We start from the raw sequence: 18,382 nt of genomic DNA, 5'->3' as shown, positions 1-18,382 counted from the left end.
ACAGCGCCTGCGACCGCCTGCGACCCTTGCGGGGTGACGATTTCTCCGCTCACGGGTCCAGCTCGGTGTCCCAGTAGAGATAGTCCATCCAGCTGTCGTGCAGGTAGTTCGGCGGGAAGTGGCGGCCGTTCTGGTGCAGGTCGAACACGGTCGGCTGGAATGGCTTCTGCCGCGGCATCATGTGCGCGGCCGCCGGCATCATGCTGCCCTTGCGCAGATTGCAGGGCGAGCAGGCGGCGACCACGTTCTCCCATGTCGTCTGCCCGCCGCGCGAGCGCGGGATGACGTGGTCGAAGGTGAGGTCCTCGCGCGAATCGCAGTACTGGCAGGTGAAGCGGTCGCGCAGGAACACGTTGAAGCGGGTGAAGGCCGGCTGGCGCGTCGGCCGGATGAAGGTCTTCAGCGACACGACGCTCGGCAGCCGCATCTGGAAGGTCGCGCTGGAGACCTGCCGCTCGTAATATTCGACGATGTTCACACGGTCGAGGAACACGGCCTTGATCGCGTCCTGCCACGCCCAGACCGACAGCGGGTAATAGCTCAACGGCCGGTAATCGGCGTTGAGCACGAGGGCAGGCCAGGCACCCGGTGACAAAGTCGCCGTCAACGCTCGCTCCCAATCAGGAGCGTCAGCACGGTCGCTGAGTCGGCGCCGCGTGACGCACGGCGATACTGTATATGGTGCGTGTCAGTGTTGTGAAGCGCCCGCCGGCATTCCGCCGCAGCGCGGCATGAATGCCACAGCCGCGGCTGTGGCCGGCACGTGCGGGAAGCGGGCCGGCTTACGCCAGCACTTCGGAGAGGAAACTGCCGGCGAGGGCCAGGCCGGTGCCGTCAATGCCATGGGCCAGCCCGCTGGACAGATGCGCCCGCACCGCGATGCCCCGGCCCTGCAGGCTTTCCACCGCGCGCGGCAGCGCCACGGGCGGGACCACCTGGTCGAGATCGCCGTGAATGAGCAGCACCGGCGGGCGGGCGACGATCCCGGCGTCGAATGCGGCGAGGGCGCGCGCGGGTGGCAGGACATGGATGCCGGAGAAACCGACGATGCCGGCCGGCGCCATCTGGCGCCGCAGCCCGGTGTGCAGGGCCATCATCGTGCCCTGGCTGAAGCCGACCAGAGCGAGGCGCGAACCCGGCAGGTTCAGCCGGGCAAGCTCGGCGTCGAGGAACGAATCGAGCGCGCCATGGGCGCTCTGCACTCCGGCCCAGCGCTCGCGGTCGTCGCGCGCGACATAGCCGAACCATTGCCGGCCGACCGGGGCGACGGCAAGTGGCTCGGGCGCGTGGGGCGCGACGAAGGCGGCGCCGGGGAGCAGCGGCGCCCAGTAGTCGCCGAGGTCGATCAGGTCGCGCCCGTCGGCACCGTAGCCGTGCAGCAGCACCACCAGCGAGGTGGCGGGGCCGCCGGAGCGCGGGGCCAGGCGGGGGCCGTCCAGCATCAGTTGATTTCGTCGCTGCGGGCGCTGGCGGCGACCCGTGCGGCATTGCTGTGGTTGAGCAGCGCGTCGATGGTCTCGCGCTCCTTCTCGAAGCTCGCCAGAATCCGCCCGTCCAGCGCGCGGCCACGCGGCAGGCGGATGCGCATCGGGTCGACGAAGCGCCCGTTCACCAGCACCTCGTAATGCAGGTGGGCGCCGGTGGAGAGGCCGGTCGAGCCGATATAGCCGATGAGCTGGCCCTGGCGCACGCGCACGCCCTCGCGGATGCCCTTGGCGAAGCCGGACTGGTGCGAATAGGTGGTGACATAGCCGTTGGCGTGCTGGATCTCGATGCGGCGGCCATAGCCGGAGGTCCAGGCCGCCTTCTTGATGACGCCGTTGCCGGCGGCATAGATCGGCGTGCCGGTGCGGTCGGCCCAGTCCACGCCCGAATGCAGGCGGCTATAGCCGAGGATCGGGTGGCGGCGCATGCCGAAGCCGGAGCGCAGCTGGCCGCCGGAGATCGGCTTGCGGACCAGGAATTTCTTCGCGCTCTTGCCGTCATCGTCATAGAAGTCGACAAGGCCGTCATCCGGCGTCTGGTAACGGTAATAGCGCCGTTCCTCGCCGCCGACGGTGAGGCCGGCATAGAGCACGCCGCCGGCGCCGCCCGCCTCGTCGGGCTCGAACAGCACCTCGAAGGAATCGCCGGCGCGCACGCGGCGCAGGAAATCGACGTCGAAGGAATAGACCCGGATCATGCTCTCGATGACCGGGCGCGGCACCTCGTGGCGCAGCGCGGTCTCCCAGATGCTGTCATAGAGCGTGATGCCGCGCCCGCCGCCGCCGCCGTCCTCGTCGCCGTCCTCCGGCGCCACGTCGGCGACCTGCAGGTCGCTCGCCTCCTGCACCGGCAGGAACCTGCCGCTGTCGGACAGGGCCACGGTCCCCTGATGCCCGTTCTCGCCGAACACCGCGACGCGCAGCGGCATCGCGCCCTCGGTGGCGTTGTCGAGCAGGATCTTCAGCCGCAGCCCGGGGGTGAGCTTGCCCGCCAGCTCGCGCGTGCCGAAGGCGTTGGCGGCGCCGTTGGCGGAGACGTCGGGCACGCCGAGATCGATGAGGATGGAAGCGATGGTGTCGCCGGCCTTGGCGACCACGGTGCGCTCGGTCCAGTCATTGCCGCCGGAGGCGTCGTCGGCGGATTTGTCGACCGAGGAGATGTTCTCGCGCTGCTGAAGCGTGTTCAACGGGTCGGCCGGCCCGGCCGGGGCATAGGCCATCACCCCGAGGCCGGGAAAGGCGGGGGCCCGGCTGTCGGCGGTCGGGACGCTGAACTCGGCGGTCTCGCGCACCTTCATCAGCACGTCTTCCATCGGCAGCTCGGCGGCGAATCTGGTGCTCGGCGGCAGGCTGGCGATGTCGCGCAGGACGATGGTGAGGTCGCCGGTCGGCTCGGCCTGCACCGCCTCGTTGTCGTCATTGGTGGATTCGGCGATCAGCTTGGCGGGGTTGAAGCGCGGCACGTCGACCGAGGCGGCGGTGATCGACTGGGCGAGGTTGGTCGCCACCTTGGTGACGGCGCGGACCCGGATCACCTCCCGGTCGCCTTCCTTGGCCGTGGTCGAGAGCCGCAGCGTCTGCTTGGCGCTGAAGCTTTCCGACAGGATCGACATGCGATCGCCCTTGCGGGCGACATTGGACGGGCGCTCGCCGGCGGCCAGCGCCCCGCGCAGGGCGGAGCGGACGGTTTCCGGCGACTGGGCGAAGCGGTATTCGCCGTCGAGCGCGGCATAGACCGCGCCGCCCATCAGGGCCGCGCCGCAAATGCCGGTGAGCAGGGTGGCCATGAGCCAGCGGATGGAGATGCGGCGGCGGTTGATCGGCTCCTCGGCGTCGCCATCGACGCCGAGCGGGGGCTCGTCGCCAAGGTCGAATGCCGCGAGGTGGGAGCGCCTCACGCCTGCCAGTCCGCGCCTCGTCTCCAACAGGCTTCCCCGCCTTCCCCCAATGTGCGCCTCGCCCCGGGTCCGGGACCTGCGGGCGCACTTGTGTTCAACTTGGCGCCCGAGGACGCGGTGATTTGCGGCCGCCACGTCCTTGGGAGGCAATGGCTTCCGAAGGGCACGGCCTCAGAGGTTATTAATTACCCCCATGGCGAATGGGTGGCGACGATGCCGCCGGCCGCCGCACCCGTCAAGCTGCCACGCCAGCGAATCGACATCGGCGCCGCCCGCAAGCGGCGATGTAAAGCCGGGGCTCACGGCAAAAGGATGGCGGTCCGGTGAGAAGGCGCTTATTGCGCGCTGGCCGCCCGGCTGCGCAGCGGCGAGGGCGGGGGCAGGGGTGGCGCCAGCGGGAGCTGTGCCAGCCGTGTCGCGGCAACGGGTTGCGCCGCCATGGCCGGCACCAGCCCGGCCTGCCGCGGCATCGGTGCTCCGGGCGTGATCGGCCGGTCGAGCGAGGCGGTCGCCGCCGCCGGAGCCGGCGGAGGGGGTGCCGGGGCGCGTTCGGCTTCCGGCACGATGCCCTGCCAGGCACTGGCCAGCGAGGTGGGCGCGGACAGGATCGGCCGGGCAGGCGCCGCCGCGGGCGCGGGCGGGACCGGCGCCATGGCCAGCGCGGTGGAGGCCGGCTCGGTCCGGGCCGGCCCGGTCGAGGCAAACGCCGAAGCCGGCATGACCGGCGCCCGACCGGCCATCTCCATTGCCGGGGCCGGCGCGGTGCCGCCGAAGCGCTCGAAGAAGGACCAGATCTCCTCCGGCGCGTCGAGCCCGCTGCGGCGCGGGCCGAGCAGCACCGAGGCCAGCGCATCGACGGCGTCGGTCGATTGCGATGGCGGCTGGTGGCCGCCGGCGATCTCGTAATAGGCGACCGCGCTGCCGGGGGCGCAATCGTTCCAGCGGGTGATGCGGGCATGCGGGGCGGTGGTGCGCTCGGGTGCCGAGCAGCCGTCGAGCCGGGCGAACAGCGCGGCGGTGGCGTCGGCCGACATCAGCCGGGCGCCCGGCGTCGGGCGGCCGAACATCGGCACGATGGGATCATAGGTACCGTTCATCAGCAGGATCGGCACCGGTTTCGAGGGCCGGCAGCTCTCGGCATAGCCGACCGGCACCGTCATCATCATCGTCGCATAGGCCTGGAAACGCTCGGCATAGCGGCAGGCGACGAAGGCGGTGAGGAAGCCGCCATTGGAGAAGCCCATCAGATAGGCGCGGGACGGGTCGGCGATGCCCTCGGCGACCAGTGCGTCCAAGAGGTCGACCATGAACCTGCCATCGTCGCGCTTCTGCAGCAGCGGGATGAAGCCGGCGATGGAACTGCGCCCGTCGTTCCACAGCAGGTTGAGACCCTTGGGATAGGCGACGACGAAGCCTTCGCGGTCGGCGACGGCGTCGAGATCGAGATAGCGTTGCATCATGCCGGCCGGCTGCAGGGCGCCGTGCACCGCGATCACCAGCGGCCGCGGGCCGGGCGGGGCGTTCTTCGGCATGTGCAGGATATATTCGCGGGTGAGGCCGCCGGAGGCCAGCGTGCGCACCGAATCCTGCGACTGCGCCATGGCCGGGGCGGCGGCGAGGCTGCTGAAGACGACCAGCATCGCCAGTAATGCGCCAAGCAGGCAGCTGGGTTTCGCGAAATGCATGAACGACGCAACCTCGAATGCGCGGGTCCGGCGGGAACCGCAACTGACGGCGGATTTCCGTCAATTAAAAGGCGAAGATGGTTAACAGCCCGTCAGCGCCGGATTCCCGGAGGTGCGCCGGTGCCGGCGTTGGGCCCGGAATTGGGGGGTGCCCCTTGCGCCGGCCATGGGCTAGGGTGGGGTTGCTGCGGCGCAACCGGGAACAGGGCGCTGCGGGAGGGACGATAGACAACGCCATTGGAATGATTGCGAACTGCAATCGTTTCCGCTACGCACACAACATATTCCTGAGTGATCTGGGACACCGACATGGCAGGAGCGGCCGAGCGGCCCCTTTCCCCGCATCTGCAAATCTACCGGCCGATGCTGACGATGATGATGTCGATCGTGCATCGCATCACCGGCGTGGCGCTGTATTTCGGCACCCTGCTGCTGGTGATCTGGCTGCTCGCCGCCGCCAGTTCGGCGCGGGCCTTCGAGGTGGTGAACGGTCTTTTCGGCAGTTGGATCGGCCTTCTCGTGCTGGTCGGCTACAGCTGGGCACTGATCCACCACGCGATCGGCGGCATCCGCCACTTCGTCTGGGACACCGGCGCCGGCTTCGGCCCGGGGCCGCGCGAACTGTTCGCCAAGCTCACCATCGGCGGGTCGATCGCGCTCACCGTGGCGCTCTGGATCGTCATCTGGCTGGTGAAGGGCTGAACATGAGCGTCTCCCCGGGCTCTTCCATGCGCACCCCGCGCCGGCGGGTCGCCGGCCTCGGCTCGGCGCGCTCCGGCACCGGCCATTTCTGGCTGCAGCGCCTGACCGCGCTCGCCAACCTGCTGCTGATCCTCATCGCCCTGCCGATCGTCATCTGCGTCGCGGGGCAGGGGCACGCGGCCACGCTCGCCATGCTCGGCCACCCGCTGGTTGCCATCGTGCTGCTGCTGCTGCTGTTCTCGGTCTGCTACCACATGAAGATCGGCATGCAGGTGGTGATCGAGGATTACGTCCACGCCGAGGGGACGAAGGTGCTGGCGCTGGTCGCCAATACCTTCTTTACCATCGCGGTCGGCAGCGCCGGTGCGTTCGCCGTCCTCAAGATCAGTTTCGGAGGCTGACACCATGGCCGGCACCACTTCCGCCAATGGCGCCGCCAACGGCGCGTCGCTCAGTGCCGCCTACCCGATCACCGACCACACCTATGACGTGGTGGTGGTGGGCGCCGGTGGCGCCGGCCTGCGCGCCGTGGTCGGCTGTTCGGAGGCGGGGCTGCGCACCGCCTGCGTCACCAAGGTGTTCCCCACCCGCTCGCACACCGTGGCGGCGCAGGGCGGCATCGCCGCCTCGCTCGGCAATATGGGCACCGATGACTGGCGCTACCACATGTACGACACCGTGAAAGGGTCGGACTGGCTGGGCGACCAGGACGCCATCGAATATCTGGTGCGCCACGCGCCGGCCGCGGTGTACGAGCTTGAGCACTGGGGCGTGCCGTTCTCGCGCACCGAGCAGGGCCGGATCTACCAGCGCCCGTTCGGCGGCATGACGGTGGACTATGGCAAGAGCCCGGCGCAGCGCACCTGCGCCGCCGCCGACCGCACCGGCCACGCCATCCTGCACACGCTCTACGGCGCGGCGCTGAAGCACTCGGCCGAGTTCTTCATCGAGTATTTCGCGCTCGACCTGATCATGGACGACGAGGGCCGCTGCCGCGGCATCGTCGCGCTGAAGATGGATGACGGCACGCTGCACCGCTTCCGCGCGCAGACCGTGATCCTCGCCACCGGCGGCTATGGAAGGGCCTATTTCTCGGCGACGAGCGCCCATACCTGCACCGGCGACGGCAACGCCATGGTGCTGCGCGCCGGCCTGCCGCTGCAGGACATGGAGTTCGTGCAGTTCCACCCGACCGGCATCTACGGTTCAGGCTGCCTGATCACCGAGGGCGCGCGCGGCGAGGGCGGCTATCTCACCAATGCCGAGGGCGAGCGCTTCATGGAGCGCTACGCCCCCTCCGCCAAGGACCTCGCCTCGCGCGACGTCGTCTCCCGCTCCATGACCATGGAGATCCGCGAGGGACGGGGCGTCGGCAAGAACAAGGACCACATCTACCTGCATCTCGACCATCTCGACCCGGCGATCCTGCATGAGCGCCTGCCGGGCATTTCCGAGAGCGCCCGGATCTTCGCCGGCGTCGACGTGACCAAGGAGCCGATCCCGGTGCTGCCGACCGTGCATTACAACATGGGCGGCATCCCGACCAATTTCCACGGCGAGGTGGTGACCAAGAAGGACGGCAACCCGGACCATGTGGTGCCCGGCCTGATGGCGGTGGGCGAATGCGCCTGCGTGTCGATCCACGGCGCCAACCGGCTCGGTTCCAACTCGCTGACCGATCTGGTGGTGTTCGGCCGCGCGGCGGCGCTGCGCTGCGCCGACATCCTGACGCCTGGCGACAAGCAGCGTGAACTGCCGGCCGGTTCCGCCGACCTCGCCCTGTCGCGCCTCGACCATTTCCGCAACGCCCATGGCGGCACCCCCACCGCCGAGCTGCGCCTTTCCATGCAGAAGGTGATGCAGAACAATTGCGCGGTCTACCGCACCGGCGAAGTGCTGGAGGAAGGCCGCAAGCTGATCGCCGACGTGTTCGCCGGCTCCAGCGACATCGACGTCACCGACCGTTCGCTGATCTGGAATTCCGACCTCATCGAGACGCTCGAATACGACAATCTGATCGTGCAGGCGAGTGTGACGATGGAAAGCGCGGCGGCGCGCACCGAGAGCCGCGGCGCCCATGCGCGCGAGGACTATCCCGACCGCGACGACGCGCATTGGATGAAGCACACGCTGGCCTTCATGGATTTCGAGACGCGCTCCGTGCGCCTCGACGACCGGCCGGTGCACACCTACACGCTGTCGAACGACATCCAGTACATCGAGCCGCGCAAGCGGGTGTATTGAGGGGATCCGGGTGGACGCTTACCTCGACAGATGTTCAGCTGCCACGGGCTTGCGCGATCTGCTCCCGCGACCAGACGCACATTTCGCGGGGCACGATGCCCATGTGGTAGTCGTCGACCCGGGCGAGCACGTCGGCCGGCAGATTGAAGGGTGGCTTGAAGAGGTCGATGAAGCGAAAGCTGCCGGAATTGATGTCGGTATTGACGAACTGGTCCGTGTTGATATGCGTCGTCGTCATCATGTAAGGCGTGCCACTGCGCAGGAAATTGTCGAAAACCTTTTTTATGTCTGCAATGCTCAGGTGAAAAAGGCAATCGCGGCAGAAGAAAAGGCCGACTTCGGGGAGCGGGTCTTTTGTAATGTCGAGAGTGAGAAAGGTCCGGCTGAAGGGCTTTTCATAGGCTTGCCGGTTGGCTTCGATCATCGGCTTGACGATGTCTGCTCCGATATATCGGAAACCATCTCGAAACGTGACTTCCTTCATCCAGTAGAAGTCGCCGCAGGGTGCATCGAGGATGGACGTCAATGAAAGATTTTCGACGATCTTTGGTAGCTCTTGACGGATATTCGCCGTGCCGGCAAGGGTCGATCCCGGACCGCTTCGCGATTCATCGCTGCGCCAGAGATTGTTCTCGTAAATATGATCAAAGATCGGGCTCATGTCCTTGCCCTTGTTCTGGCGGATCAACCTCGTCAAGGGATCTTGCTTAAAGGCAAATCTGTAGGCCCGCTTCAATGTCGCGGGAAGGCCATTTTCTCGAGTAAACCTGAACGTCTTCTTGGAAAGTTCCCGAAATCGCGAGATCATTTCATGCCTGTTTCATGCACAGCGAGGTCCTTGCGAAGGGCCAAGACGGGTAAGGGAACGAAGGCGGTGGCTTTGCTTTGGCAGAAGCGACGGCGAGATATTGCGTGCGGGAGCATAGAGGGAAGGGGTGTCCCGGTAAACGGGCGCCCATCCGGCCTTGCCGGAGCGGCGCGCCGGGAAACGCGTGTATTGGGTGGGCGCCGGGCGAGTCGCGACTTGTCGCAGCCTCGGCGGGCGGGCTCGCCGAGCCGGCAAGCTATCGAACGAAACGCTGACTAGAACTGCGAGTATAATATGGTCCAGCTCACGCTTCCGAAGAACTCGCAGCTTGTCGAAGGCAAGGTGTGGCCCAAGCCCGCCGGTACCAACCGGCTGACCGAGTACAAGATCTACCGCTGGAACCCGGATGACGGCAAGAATCCCAGCGTCGACACCTATTTTGTCGACCGCGACGATTGCGGGCCGATGGTGCTGGACGGGCTGATCTGGATCAAGAACAAGGTCGACCCGACGCTGACCTTCCGCCGCTCCTGCCGCGAGGGCATCTGCGGCTCCTGCGCCATGAACATCGACGGCACCAACACGCTGGCCTGCCTGAAGAGCATGGACGATGTCGATGCCTCGGCGGTGAAGATCTACCCGCTGCCGCACATGCCTGTCGTGAAGGACCTGGTGCCGGATCTCACCCAGTTCTACGCCCAGCATGCCTCGGTGGAGCCGTGGCTGCACACCGAAACCCCGGCGCCGGAGAAGGAATGGCGGCAGGGGCGCGGCGACCGCGAGAAACTGGACGGGCTGTATGAGTGCATATTGTGCGCCTGCTGCTCGACCTCCTGCCCGAGCTACTGGTGGAACGGCGACCGCTATCTCGGCCCCGCCGCCCTTCTGCAGGCCTATCGCTGGCTGATCGACAGCCGCGACGAGGCCACCGGCGACCGGCTCGACGACCTCGAAGACCCGTTCCGGTTGTATCGCTGCCACACCATCATGAACTGCGCCAAGGCCTGCCCGAAGGGGCTGAACCCGGCCAAGGCGATCGCCGAGATCAAGAAGATGATGGTGGCGCGCCAGTTCTGAGCGCGCCATCGTGGCGGCGATGAACGACATTTCCCGCCCCGCCTTCCGCTTCGCACCCAGCCCGAACGGGCTATTGCATCTCGGCCATGCGCGCTCGGCTCTCCTGAACGAGGCCATGGCGCGCGCGGCCGGCGGGCGGCTGCTGCTGCGGATCGAGGATATCGACCTGGCGCGCTGCCGGCCGGAATTCGAGGCGGCGATCTACGAGGACCTGACCTGGCTCGGGCTCGACTGGGAGCGGCCGGCGCGTCGGCAGTCCGATCACTTCGCCGACTATGGATCTGCGTTGGGCCGGCTGGCGGCGCTCGGGCTGGTCTATGCCAGCTTCGAGAGCCGGGGCGACATACGCCGTGCCGTCGCGTCCCGGCCCGGCTGGCCGAGCGACCCCGATGGAGCGCCGGTCTTTCCTTTCGCCCGCGAGGGCATGAGCGAGGCGGAGCGGGCGCGCCTCGTGGCGGCGGGCGAGCCCTATGCGCTGCGGCTCGACATGGCGCGGGCCCTGGCGCAGGCGGTGGAAAGCGCCGGGCCGCTCGGCTGGCAGGAGGTAGACAGGGCGACCGGCAGGGCGGAGAGGGTCGTCGCCGATCCGCGCGCCTGGGGCGACGTGATCCTCGCCCGCAAGGACGTGCCGACCTCCTATCACCTCGCCGTGGTGGTGGACGATGCGCGGCAGGGCATCACCCATGTGGTACGCGGGGCCGATCTGAAGCCGGCAACCTCGGTGCACCTTGTGCTGCAGGCGCTGCTGGGGCTTCCCGCGCCGCTCTACACCCACCATTCCCTGCTGTTGGACGCGGAAGGGCGAAAGCTCTCCAAATCCATCGGCTCGCAGAGCCTCAAGACGCTGCGGGCGGAGGGGGCGACGCCCGGCGAGGTGCGGCGTCTGGCGGGGCTGTAGCCGCCGCGCTTGTCCGGCACCCCTTATCGGCGCTACCGAAGGGGGCATTCTGCGATGAGACGCCCGATGATTCCCTGGACCGTGCTCGATACCGCCCCAGTGCCCGACGGGCTCGGGGAGTTGCGCCTGAAGCGCCGGGGAGATGAGTTCTCCATCATGGCCGGCGCCACCGAGCTGATGAACAGCCGCCTCAGCGGCTCCGAGAAGGCGCTTGCCACGCTGGCCTGCGAGCGGCTCGGCAAGCGCCCGGCGCTGCGGTTGCTGATCGGCGGGCTCGGCATGGGCTTCACCCTGCGCGCGGCGCTCGGCGAGGTGGGCGGGGATGCGCGGATCGTCGTCGCGGAACTGGTGCCGGCGGTGATCGCCTGGGCACGCGGGCCGATGGCGGAACTCTTCGGCGACAGCCTGACCGATGCGCGCGTCAGCCTGTTCGAGGGTGATGTCGCCCGCCTGATCGGCGCCGGCCCGGCGGCCTATGACGCCATCCTGCTCGATGTCGACAACGGGCCGGGCGGGCTGACCCGGGCGGCCAATGACGGGCTTTACAGCCCCGCCGGCCTGGCGGCGGCGCGCGCCGCCCTGCGCCCGGGCGGGTTGCTGGCGGTATGGTCTTCCGCGCCTGACGGCGCCTTCACCACCCGGCTTCGCCGTGCCGGCTTTGCCGTGGAGGAGGCGCGTGTGCGGGCCCATGGCAAGAGCGGGGCGCGCCATGTCATCTGGCTCGCCACCACGGGCGCGGGCGGCACCAAATCCCCTTCGACCAGACCGCCTGTCCCGCCGCGTCGCGGCCGGGACTGACACGAGCCTGAACCCGCCGGCGGAGCCCCCCGCCACCACACGGAGTGCCGACGCTGGAGACCTCGCTCTACCTGCCCGTCAAGCGGTTCCTCGAAGAACGCGGCTTCACCGTCAAGGGGGAGGTCGGCGGCTGCGATCTGGTGGCACTGTCCGGCGACGACACGCCGGTCGTCGTGATCGGCGAGATGAAGCTCAGCTTCAATCTGGAACTCGTGTTGCAGGGGGTCGACCGCGCCGGCGCCTGCGACGAGGTATGGCTGGCGGCGCCGGCTTCGCTGCGCGGCAAGGGGCGTGAGAGCGATTCGCGCTTCCGCAATCTCTGCCGCCGGCTGGGATTCGGCATGCTCGTCGTCTCGCCCGGCGGCGAGGTGGCGATCCTCGTCAGCCCGGACGCGGCGATGCCGCGCAAGGACCCGCGGCGGCGCTCAAAGCTGATGACGGAGCATCGGCGGCGGCTCGGCGACCCGGTGGCGGGCGGGGGCTCGCGCAAGCCGATCATGACCGCCTATCGGCAGCAGGCGCTTGCCTGCGCGGCGGCCATGGTGGCGGGGCCGCGGCGCCCGCGCGAGTTGCGCGCCCGCGCGCCGGACGCCGGCAAGATCCTGCTGGACAATGTCTATGGCTGGTTTGCCCGCACCGAACGGGGCGTCTACGCGCTCACCCCGGCGGGGCACGAGGCGCTGGCGCGCTGGCCGCAGGCGGTCGCGAGCTGATGCCGCGTCAAACCGCTGTCACCGGCCGGGGATAGCCAAGGCGCACCGCCCGAGCCCACAGGAGAGCTCCGTGACCATGTTCCACCCCCTGCGCGCCGCCTTGCGTCCCGCCATCCGGACCTTTGCCACGGCCGTGTTCGTGGCTGCGCTCGCCGCCCCGGCGGCGGCCGAGACCGGCGTGGGCGGGATCGGCAGCATCGAGATCGGCCCGCGCCCGTTCCATCTCGTCGACCAGATGAAGGACGGGCCGCTGAAGGACGAACTCGCCCGCTGCGAGGGGCCGTTCGCGGCCAAGGCGTTCTCCATCTCGCATCGCGGCGCGCCGCTGCAGTTTCCCGAGCACACGCGCGAGGGCTACCTTGCCGCCGCCCGCATGGGTGCCGGCGTGATCGAGTGCGACGTCGCCTTCACCAAGGACCGGGAGCTGGTGTGCCGCCACGCGCAGTGCGACCTGGCCACCACGACCGACATCCTCGCCCGCCCCGAACTCGCCGCCAAATGCAGCGAGGGCTTTACGCCCGCCGACCCGGCGAGCGGGCGCAAGGCGCGCGCGAAGTGCTGCACCAGCGACTTGACGCTGGCCGAGTTCAAGTCGCTGAAGCCGAAGATGGACGCCGCCAATCCCGATGCGACGACCGTGGCGGATTACATGAACGCCACGCCGCGCTGGCGTACCGATCTCTATGTCGACCGTGCGACGCTGATGTCGCACAAGGAGTATATCGCGCTGGTCAAGTCGCTCGGGCTGAAGTTCACGCCGGAGCTGAAGGCGCCGGAAGTCGCCATGCCGTTCGACGGCGACTACACGCAGGATGCCTATGCCCAGCAGATGATCGACGAATACAAGGCGGCCGGCGTGGCGCCCTCCGACGTCTATGCCCAGTCGTTCCAGCTGCGCGACGTGCTCTACTGGCTGAAGGCGGAGCCGGCCTTCGGCGCCCAGGCCGTGTTCCTCGACGACCGCGACGAGACCGGCAAGGGCTTCGACAACATGAAGCCGGAGACCTGGACGCCCTCCATGCAGGAACTGGCCGATCAGGGCGTGAAGATCCTCGCCCCGCCGCTGTGGATGCTGGTGACGGCGCAGGACGGCAAGATCGTTCCCTCGCGCTATGCCGAGGAGGCCAAGAAGGCCGGGCTCGGCCTCATCGCCTGGTCGCTGGAACGCTCGGGCCCGCTGAAGGATGGCGGCGGCTATTACTACCAGTCGGTCAAACCGGTGATCGACCGCGACGGCGACACGCTGACCCTGCTCGACGTCCTGGCCCGGGACATCGGCGTGATCGGCGTGTTCTCCGACTGGCCGGCGACCACCACCTTCTACGCCAATTGCATGAAGCTGGACTGAGCGGCACGCTTCTCAGCTGACGCCGAGAATGAGGAACCAGACGGTGACGGTGAACAGGCTCGCCGCCGTCGACAGCGAGACCGCGCTGGCCGAGGCGGTAACGCCGGACCGGTAGCGCTGGGCCAGCAGATAGGCGTTGATGCCGCAGGGCATGGCGGCGAACACCACCGCCACGTCGGCCCAGACGGGGGGCATCGGCAGCACCCGGGTGAGCGCGTAGACAATGGCCGGGTGCACGGCGAGCTTGAGCGTGGTGATGAGAACGGCCGGGCCGACATCGCCGCGGATCGGGTAGCGGTGCAGCGCGAGGCCGAGCGAGACCAGCGCGCAGGGCACCGCCGAGGCGGCCAGCATGTCCAGCGTCTGCTTCAGCACCCCGCCCGGTACATAGCCGGCGAGCTTGGCGATGCCGCCGGCATAGATGCCGATCAGGATCGGGTTGAAGGCCAGCATCCGCCCCAGCCGCTTCAGCGTGGCGAGCGACACCCCCGCCGCCGCGCCTTCCGCCAGCACGGTGGCCAGCACCATCATGATCGGCAGATGGATGGCGATCAGCAGGAACAGCGGCACCGCCCCCTCCGGCCCGAATGCCTGGAGGATGAGCGGCACGCCGACGAACACGGTATTGGCCTGGCCGGCGGTAAAGCCCTGGATCACCGCTTCGGTGTGGCCGCGCCCGAACAGTCGCCGCGCCGCCAGCATGCCGAGCGCGAAGACCAGGAAGGCGCCGGTGAAATAGGCGATCCAGTAGCCCCAGGGCTGGCCTTCCTGCGGCAGTTGCGCCTCAGCCAGCGTCTTGAAGATGAGCACCGGCACTGCGAGCCCGAACACATATTCGGACAGGCCCTCGGCGGCGCGCTCGCGCAGATGGCCGGACAGCGAGGCGAGATAGCCGAGCCCGATCAGCCCGAAGACCGGCGCCACGACCAGGGCGATGGCGCCGAGCTGGGTCAGCATTCGCTCAGGCCGCGATCTCGGTGGCGGCGCTCGACACGAGGTGGGAGGTACGCACCGGCACCATCACGTCGATGCGTGCCCATAGCCGCTCGGCGATCTCGGTGGCCGCGACGAAGGCGATTTCCGCCTTCATGGTGCCGAGGCTGGCGGGGTCGATCCTGCCGTCCGCCGGCCCGTCGAGCCGGATGCGGGTCGGCTGGACATCGTGAACGGCGAAGGGCTCCAGCAGGCGGAGCATGAGGTTGGGATGGGCATCCGCCTCGACGACGAGGCGATGGCGGCAGAGACCGGCGGTCATGATGGTGTCCGATGACGAGAGAATAGGGGAGGCGTGCGTCAGCAATCCCGGCCGAGCGTGTCGGCCGGGCGACGAATTCGCCGTCCCGCGCGAAGGCGCGCGCTCTCGATGGAAACGATCATCATGGCACCGAAGCTAGGCGCCCCGCGCGCCCTCGTCAATGGTCGCGGGGCTCCCGGGCGCGCGCCGTCTGCCGGATCGCCGCTCAGGGGGTGGGCGGGGGGGCAGGCGGTTCACCCTCCAGCAGGAGGTAGCCTGCCGGATCGTCCGGGCACAGGCCGCCGGCGCATTCGAGCACGGTGGAAACGCCGTTGCCGAGCGCCAGCAGGGCGATCAGCCCGAAGGCCAGCAGCGCCAGCCCACCGAGCCCATGCACGCGCGGGGCGGGCTCGAACTGCCAGTCGAACAGCAGCAGAACGGCGCAGCCGGCGACGATGACGATGAACAGCAGCAGCGCCCAGCTGTAGAAATGCATGCCGAGGAACGGCGCGCCGAAGGTGCCGGTGCCGGGCACGATGTGCAGCAGCACCTGCCGCGCCTCGCCCACGCCGCCGGCTATCGCGGAGAGCATGGCAATGGCGTAGTGGCTGGCGCGCGGGCCGAATTTGAGGTTGAGCGCCAGCCCGACGCCGACCCCGACGAAGCCCGCCCGCTGCAGGATGCAGAGCGGGCAGGGCAGTTCGCCGCCGACGAACTGGTCGTAGAAGGCGACCAGCAGCACCGCGCCGACGGCGAGAAGGCCGAGCGCGTTGAGCAGGCGGGAGAGTTCCGGGGTGAGGAGGCCGGGTGATGTCTGCGTGTTCGGGGTGTGCGGGTTCATGGCGCGACCCTCACAGCACGATGTCGAGCGAGGAGGTGGCGTGCGGCTTGAACAGCTTCAGCAGCAGGCCGATCGACACCAGGCAGGCGGCGACCGCGAAGCACCGCCTGCCGGCGGCCGCAAACGCCAGGCTGACGAAAAACCCGAAAAACGGAGACTCATCACGTCGCTGCACGCTCCGCGAGGCCGGCAAATCCTACCGCCTGCCAACAAAGCAGGAGTGTGCCGCAATGTCGTGACGCACCGCGGCAGAGTTCGCGGCTCTACACGAAACTTTGCGGATCGATGTCGATCTCTACCTTGAGGCTGCCGCGCGCGCGCGGGGCGCCGGCCATCCAGGCGCGGACATAGGCGGAGAGGTCGAAGCCGCGCTCGCAGCGGGCGAGCAGCCGGTAGCGGTGGCGGCCGCGGATCAGCGCCAGCGGCGCCTCGGCCGGCCCGAGCACGCGCACCTTGTCGGTAAACGGCGAGCAGGCGGCCAGCGCGCGGGCATGGGCCTGCGCGGCGTGGGCATCGGTGCCGGAGACGATGAGCGCGGCGAAGCGGGCGAAGGGCGGCAGGTGCGCTTCCTCGCGAATGGCGATCTCGCGGTCGTAGAAGGCGTCGCGGTCGCCGGCCACCAGCGCCTGCATCACCGGGTGGTCCGGCATGTAGGTCTGCAGAAAGGCGCGCCCCTCCACTTCATGGCGGCCGGCACGGCCGGCGACCTGATGCAGCAGCTGGAAGGTGCGCTCGGCCGCGCGCGGGTCGCCATGCCCCAGCCCGACATCGGCGTCGATGACGCCGACCATGGCGAGGCCGGGAAAATTGTGCCCCTTGGCGACGAGCTGGGTGCCGATGATGATGTCGACCTCGCCATCCTCGATCGCCTTCAGCTCGGCGCGCAGCCGCTCCACCCCGCCGGCGAGGTCGCTGGAGAGCACCTGCAGCCGGGCCTGCGGAAACAGCTTCGCCGCTTCCTCGTGCAGCCGCTCGACCCCCGGGCCGCAGGGAATGAGCGCATTGGGCTCGTGGCAGTTCGGGCACTCGTTCGGCACCGGCATGGCATAGCCGCACTGGTGGCATTCGAGCCGGCGGCGGAAGCGGTGCTCGACCAGCCAGGAGGAGCAGGAGGGGCAGCGGATGCGGTGGCCGCAGGCGCGGCAGAGGGTGAGCGGGGCATAGCCGCGCCGGTTGAGGAACAGGAGCGCCTGCCCACCGGCCTCGACGGTGCGGGCCATTTCCTGCGCCAGGCGCGGGGCGATCCACTGGCCGCGCGGCGGGCCTTCGCGGCGCAGGTCGATGGGCTCCAGCCGGGGCACCTTGGTGCCGGCGAAGCGCTCGGGCAGCGCCAGCCTGACGTAGCGCCCGCGCCGGGCGTTCACTTCCGTCTCGATTGAAGGGGTGGCGGAGACGAGGGCGATGGTCGCCCCTTCCAGCCGCGCCCGCACCACCGCCATGTCGCGGGCGTGGTAATGGACGCCATCCTCCTGCTTGTAGGCGGCGTCGTGCTCCTCATCGACGAGGATCAGCCCGAGATCGGCGAACGGCAGGAACAGCGCCGAGCGCGCACCCGCCACCACGGAGACCTCGCCCGCGGCCACGCCGCGAAAGATCCGCCCCCGCCGTCTCGTCGACACCGCCGAGTGCCATTCCGCCGGACGCACACCGAAGCGGCGGGCGAAGCGGTCGAGAAAGGCCTGGGTGAGGGCGATTTCCGGCATCAGGATCAGCGTCTGCCGGCCCTGCCGGATCGCCTGCGCCACCGCCTCGAAATAGGCCTCGGTCTTGCCCGAGCCGGTGACGCCGTCGACCAGGAAGGGCTGGAAGGTCCCGTCCTTCACCGACGCCACCAGCCGGGCGGCCGCCTGCGCCTGCGCGGGGAGCAGCGCGGGCACCGCGTGGTCGGGGTCCGGCGCCTCGGCGGCGGGCTCGGGTGGCAGCACCACCGTCTCCAGCACGCCGTCATCGATGAGCCCGTCCACCACCGAGGGCGACACGCCGGCCTCCTTCGCCGCCTCGCTCTTGGCGCGGACGAACCCGTCCTCCAGCGCGGCGATGACCTTTTCGCGCGCGCGGGTCCGTCTTTCCGGGCGATGGTCGGTGAGCCGCACGCCGGTGCGCTCGCGGGCGAGGCCGGCGCTCTCGTCGTGGCGCAGCGCGAGGCGCAGCACCATGCCCGGCGGCGTCACCGTGTAGTCGGCGATCCAGTTGATGAAGGCGATCATCTCCGCCTTCAGCGGGGACACGTCGTAGCGGCGCTGGATCGGCTTCAGTCGGGCGCGGTCGACCGGCTTGGCGTCGGCAGGCTTGGGTGTGTCGCCGCGCGGCCAGACGCAGCCGAGCATGTTGCGGGTGCCGAGCGGCACCACCACGATGTCGCCGACTGCGACCTCCATGCCGTCCGGCACGCGGTAGGAATAGGCCGAGCCGATGGCGACCGGCAGCAGCACGTCGACCACGCGCTCGCGGGGCGGGAACAGGGGAGGGGAATCGGGAGAATTCGGCATGGCAGGGTCTTCATAGCGCATCGGCCGGGCTCTTCCGATGGCTGCATGAAGACCGGCGCCGTCATCCCGGGCGGGCAGGGCGAGAGCCGGGATCGCGACGCGTTCTATACCCACATTTCCCAAGTAAGGCGCTGATTTCGCTGTCCTGACCATTATATTTCCT

18 protein-coding genes are annotated in these 18,382 nt (G+C 68.9%); 8 read left to right on the top strand and 10 right to left on the bottom strand.

Annotated features, from left to right (window positions below; genetic code table 11):
* Window positions 1-49 precede the first annotated feature (49 nt).
* The 4 genes from KHC23_RS16060 to KHC23_RS16045 form a co-directional block, all read right to left on the bottom strand.
* Complete coding sequence (locus KHC23_RS16060; RefSeq protein WP_213373671.1) at window positions 50-607, bottom strand: HNH endonuclease; 558 nt, start codon at window positions 605-607, stop codon at window positions 50-52.
* A gap of 175 nt (window positions 608-782) precedes the next feature.
* Window positions 783-1,442 carry an alpha/beta hydrolase gene (locus tag KHC23_RS16055; RefSeq protein ID WP_213373670.1) on the bottom strand — a complete coding sequence of 220 codons (660 nt, stop codon included), beginning with the start codon at window positions 1,440-1,442 and terminating at the stop codon, window positions 783-785.
* Window positions 1,442-3,382 (bottom strand): M23 family metallopeptidase, encoded by a 1,941-nt coding sequence (locus KHC23_RS24780; protein WP_213373669.1) that lies wholly within the window; start codon window positions 3,380-3,382, stop codon window positions 1,442-1,444. Before KHC23_RS24780 ends, KHC23_RS16055 begins: the two co-directional genes overlap by 1 nt.
* Window positions 3,383-3,717: 335 nt before the next feature.
* On the bottom strand, window positions 3,718-5,067 hold the full coding sequence (locus KHC23_RS16045; RefSeq protein WP_213373668.1) for a CE1 family esterase: 1,350 nt from the start codon (window positions 5,065-5,067) through the stop codon (window positions 3,718-3,720).
* A gap of 309 nt (window positions 5,068-5,376) precedes the next feature.
* Between KHC23_RS16045 and sdhC the strand changes: the two genes are divergently transcribed.
* The 3 genes from sdhC to sdhA are packed head-to-tail and all read left to right on the top strand — an operon-like array spanning window position 5,377 to window position 8,013.
* Window positions 5,377-5,769 carry a succinate dehydrogenase, cytochrome b556 subunit gene (sdhC, locus tag KHC23_RS16040; RefSeq protein WP_213373667.1) on the top strand — a complete coding sequence of 131 codons (393 nt, stop codon included), beginning with the start codon at window positions 5,377-5,379 and terminating at the stop codon, window positions 5,767-5,769.
* A 2-nt stretch (window positions 5,770-5,771) separates the two neighbouring features.
* Window positions 5,772-6,170, top strand: coding sequence for a succinate dehydrogenase, hydrophobic membrane anchor protein (gene sdhD / locus KHC23_RS16035; RefSeq protein WP_213373666.1), 399 nt, complete (start codon window positions 5,772-5,774; stop codon window positions 6,168-6,170).
* Between the two features lie 4 nt (window positions 6,171-6,174).
* Window positions 6,175-8,013, top strand: coding sequence for a succinate dehydrogenase flavoprotein subunit (gene sdhA / locus KHC23_RS16030; RefSeq protein ID WP_213373665.1), 1,839 nt, complete (start codon window positions 6,175-6,177; stop codon window positions 8,011-8,013).
* 34 nt (window positions 8,014-8,047) lie between these two features.
* Here the strand turns inward: sdhA and KHC23_RS16025 are convergent, their stop codons facing one another.
* Window positions 8,048-8,674 carry a class I SAM-dependent methyltransferase gene (locus KHC23_RS16025; protein WP_213373664.1) on the bottom strand — a complete coding sequence of 209 codons (627 nt, stop codon included), beginning with the start codon at window positions 8,672-8,674 and terminating at the stop codon, window positions 8,048-8,050.
* 441 nt (window positions 8,675-9,115) lie between these two features.
* On the opposite strand from KHC23_RS16025, the gene KHC23_RS16020 reads away from it, so the two are divergent.
* The 5 genes from KHC23_RS16020 (at window position 9,116) to KHC23_RS16000 (ending at window position 13,655) form a co-directional block, all read left to right on the top strand.
* Window positions 9,116-9,898: a succinate dehydrogenase iron-sulfur subunit gene (locus tag KHC23_RS16020; protein ID WP_213373663.1), complete on the top strand. Its 783-nt coding sequence runs from the start codon at window positions 9,116-9,118 to the stop codon at window positions 9,896-9,898.
* Window positions 9,899-9,917: 19 nt separating this feature from the next.
* Window positions 9,918-10,796 carry a tRNA glutamyl-Q(34) synthetase GluQRS gene (gene gluQRS / locus KHC23_RS16015; protein WP_213373662.1) on the top strand — a complete coding sequence of 293 codons (879 nt, stop codon included), beginning with the start codon at window positions 9,918-9,920 and terminating at the stop codon, window positions 10,794-10,796.
* Between the two features lie 66 nt (window positions 10,797-10,862).
* A complete protein-coding gene (locus tag KHC23_RS16010) occupies window positions 10,863-11,594 on the top strand; it encodes a spermidine synthase (RefSeq protein ID WP_213373661.1) in 732 nt (243 codons plus the stop codon).
* A gap of 53 nt (window positions 11,595-11,647) precedes the next feature.
* Entirely contained in the window at window positions 11,648-12,307 is a 660-nt protein-coding gene (locus tag KHC23_RS16005; RefSeq protein WP_213373684.1) for a DUF2161 domain-containing phosphodiesterase, read from the top strand.
* Between the two features lie 76 nt (window positions 12,308-12,383).
* The gene (locus KHC23_RS16000; protein WP_213373683.1) at window positions 12,384-13,655 is read left to right on the top strand and encodes a glycerophosphodiester phosphodiesterase family protein; all 1,272 of its coding nucleotides are present in this window, start codon (window positions 12,384-12,386) and stop codon (window positions 13,653-13,655) included.
* Window positions 13,656-13,667: 12 nt separating this feature from the next.
* Here KHC23_RS16000 and KHC23_RS15995 read toward each other — a convergent pair whose 3' ends face one another.
* The 5 genes from KHC23_RS15995 to KHC23_RS15975 all read right to left on the bottom strand — a co-directional run bounded on the left by KHC23_RS15995 (window position 13,668) and on the right by KHC23_RS15975 (window position 18,219).
* Window positions 13,668-14,612, bottom strand: a complete 945-nt coding sequence (locus KHC23_RS15995) for an AEC family transporter (protein ID WP_213373660.1) — start codon at window positions 14,610-14,612, stop codon at window positions 13,668-13,670.
* Window positions 14,613-14,616: 4 nt separating this feature from the next.
* The gene (locus KHC23_RS15990; protein WP_213373659.1) at window positions 14,617-14,910 is read right to left on the bottom strand and encodes a hypothetical protein; all 294 of its coding nucleotides are present in this window, start codon (window positions 14,908-14,910) and stop codon (window positions 14,617-14,619) included.
* 205 nt (window positions 14,911-15,115) lie between these two features.
* Complete coding sequence (locus KHC23_RS15985; protein WP_213373658.1) at window positions 15,116-15,730, bottom strand: disulfide bond formation protein B; 615 nt, start codon at window positions 15,728-15,730, stop codon at window positions 15,116-15,118.
* A 10-nt stretch (window positions 15,731-15,740) separates the two neighbouring features.
* Entirely contained in the window at window positions 15,741-15,905 is a 165-nt protein-coding gene (locus KHC23_RS15980) for a DUF5993 family protein (RefSeq protein WP_213373657.1), read from the bottom strand.
* Window positions 15,906-15,993: 88 nt separating this feature from the next.
* Entirely contained in the window at window positions 15,994-18,219 is a 2,226-nt protein-coding gene (locus tag KHC23_RS15975; RefSeq protein WP_213373656.1) for a primosomal protein N', read from the bottom strand.
* Between the last annotated feature and the right edge of the window lie 163 nt (window positions 18,220-18,382).

It is taken from the genome of Ancylobacter dichloromethanicus, from assembly GCF_018390645.1.
In the GTDB taxonomy this organism is placed as follows: Bacteria; Pseudomonadota; Alphaproteobacteria; order Rhizobiales; family Xanthobacteraceae; genus Ancylobacter; species Ancylobacter dichloromethanicus.
This window is presented reverse-complemented; position numbering and strand designations above follow the sequence as displayed.

What these genes read in the sequence shown, in the direction of transcription:
- KHC23_RS15985 (WP_213373658.1), bottom strand. Translation starts at nt 15,730, where the DNA reads ATGAACCCGCACACCCCGAACACGCAGACATCACCCGGCCTCCTCACC.
- sdhC (WP_213373667.1), top strand. Translation starts at nt 5,377, where the DNA reads ATGGCAGGAGCGGCCGAGCGGCCCCTTTCCCCGCATCTGCAAATCTAC.
- KHC23_RS16020 (WP_213373663.1), top strand. Translation starts at nt 9,116, where the DNA reads ATGGTCCAGCTCACGCTTCCGAAGAACTCGCAGCTTGTCGAAGGCAAG.
- KHC23_RS16055 (WP_213373670.1), bottom strand. Translation starts at nt 1,442, where the DNA reads ATGCTGGACGGCCCCCGCCTGGCCCCGCGCTCCGGCGGCCCCGCCACC.
- KHC23_RS16025 (WP_213373664.1), bottom strand. Translation starts at nt 8,674, where the DNA reads ATGAGCCCGATCTTTGATCATATTTACGAGAACAATCTCTGGCGCAGC.
- KHC23_RS15995 (WP_213373660.1), bottom strand. Translation starts at nt 14,612, where the DNA reads ATGCTGACCCAGCTCGGCGCCATCGCCCTGGTCGTGGCGCCGGTCTTC.
- KHC23_RS16010 (WP_213373661.1), top strand. Translation starts at nt 10,863, where the DNA reads ATGATTCCCTGGACCGTGCTCGATACCGCCCCAGTGCCCGACGGGCTC.
- KHC23_RS15990 (WP_213373659.1), bottom strand. Translation starts at nt 14,910, where the DNA reads ATGACCGCCGGTCTCTGCCGCCATCGCCTCGTCGTCGAGGCGGATGCC.
- KHC23_RS16000 (WP_213373683.1), top strand. Translation starts at nt 12,384, where the DNA reads ATGTTCCACCCCCTGCGCGCCGCCTTGCGTCCCGCCATCCGGACCTTT.
- KHC23_RS16045 (WP_213373668.1), bottom strand. Translation starts at nt 5,067, where the DNA reads ATGCATTTCGCGAAACCCAGCTGCCTGCTTGGCGCATTACTGGCGATG.
- KHC23_RS15975 (WP_213373656.1), bottom strand. Translation starts at nt 18,219, where the DNA reads ATGCCGAATTCTCCCGATTCCCCTCCCCTGTTCCCGCCCCGCGAGCGC.
- sdhD (WP_213373666.1), top strand. Translation starts at nt 5,772, where the DNA reads ATGAGCGTCTCCCCGGGCTCTTCCATGCGCACCCCGCGCCGGCGGGTC.
- sdhA (WP_213373665.1), top strand. Translation starts at nt 6,175, where the DNA reads ATGGCCGGCACCACTTCCGCCAATGGCGCCGCCAACGGCGCGTCGCTC.
- gluQRS (WP_213373662.1), top strand. Translation starts at nt 9,918, where the DNA reads ATGAACGACATTTCCCGCCCCGCCTTCCGCTTCGCACCCAGCCCGAAC.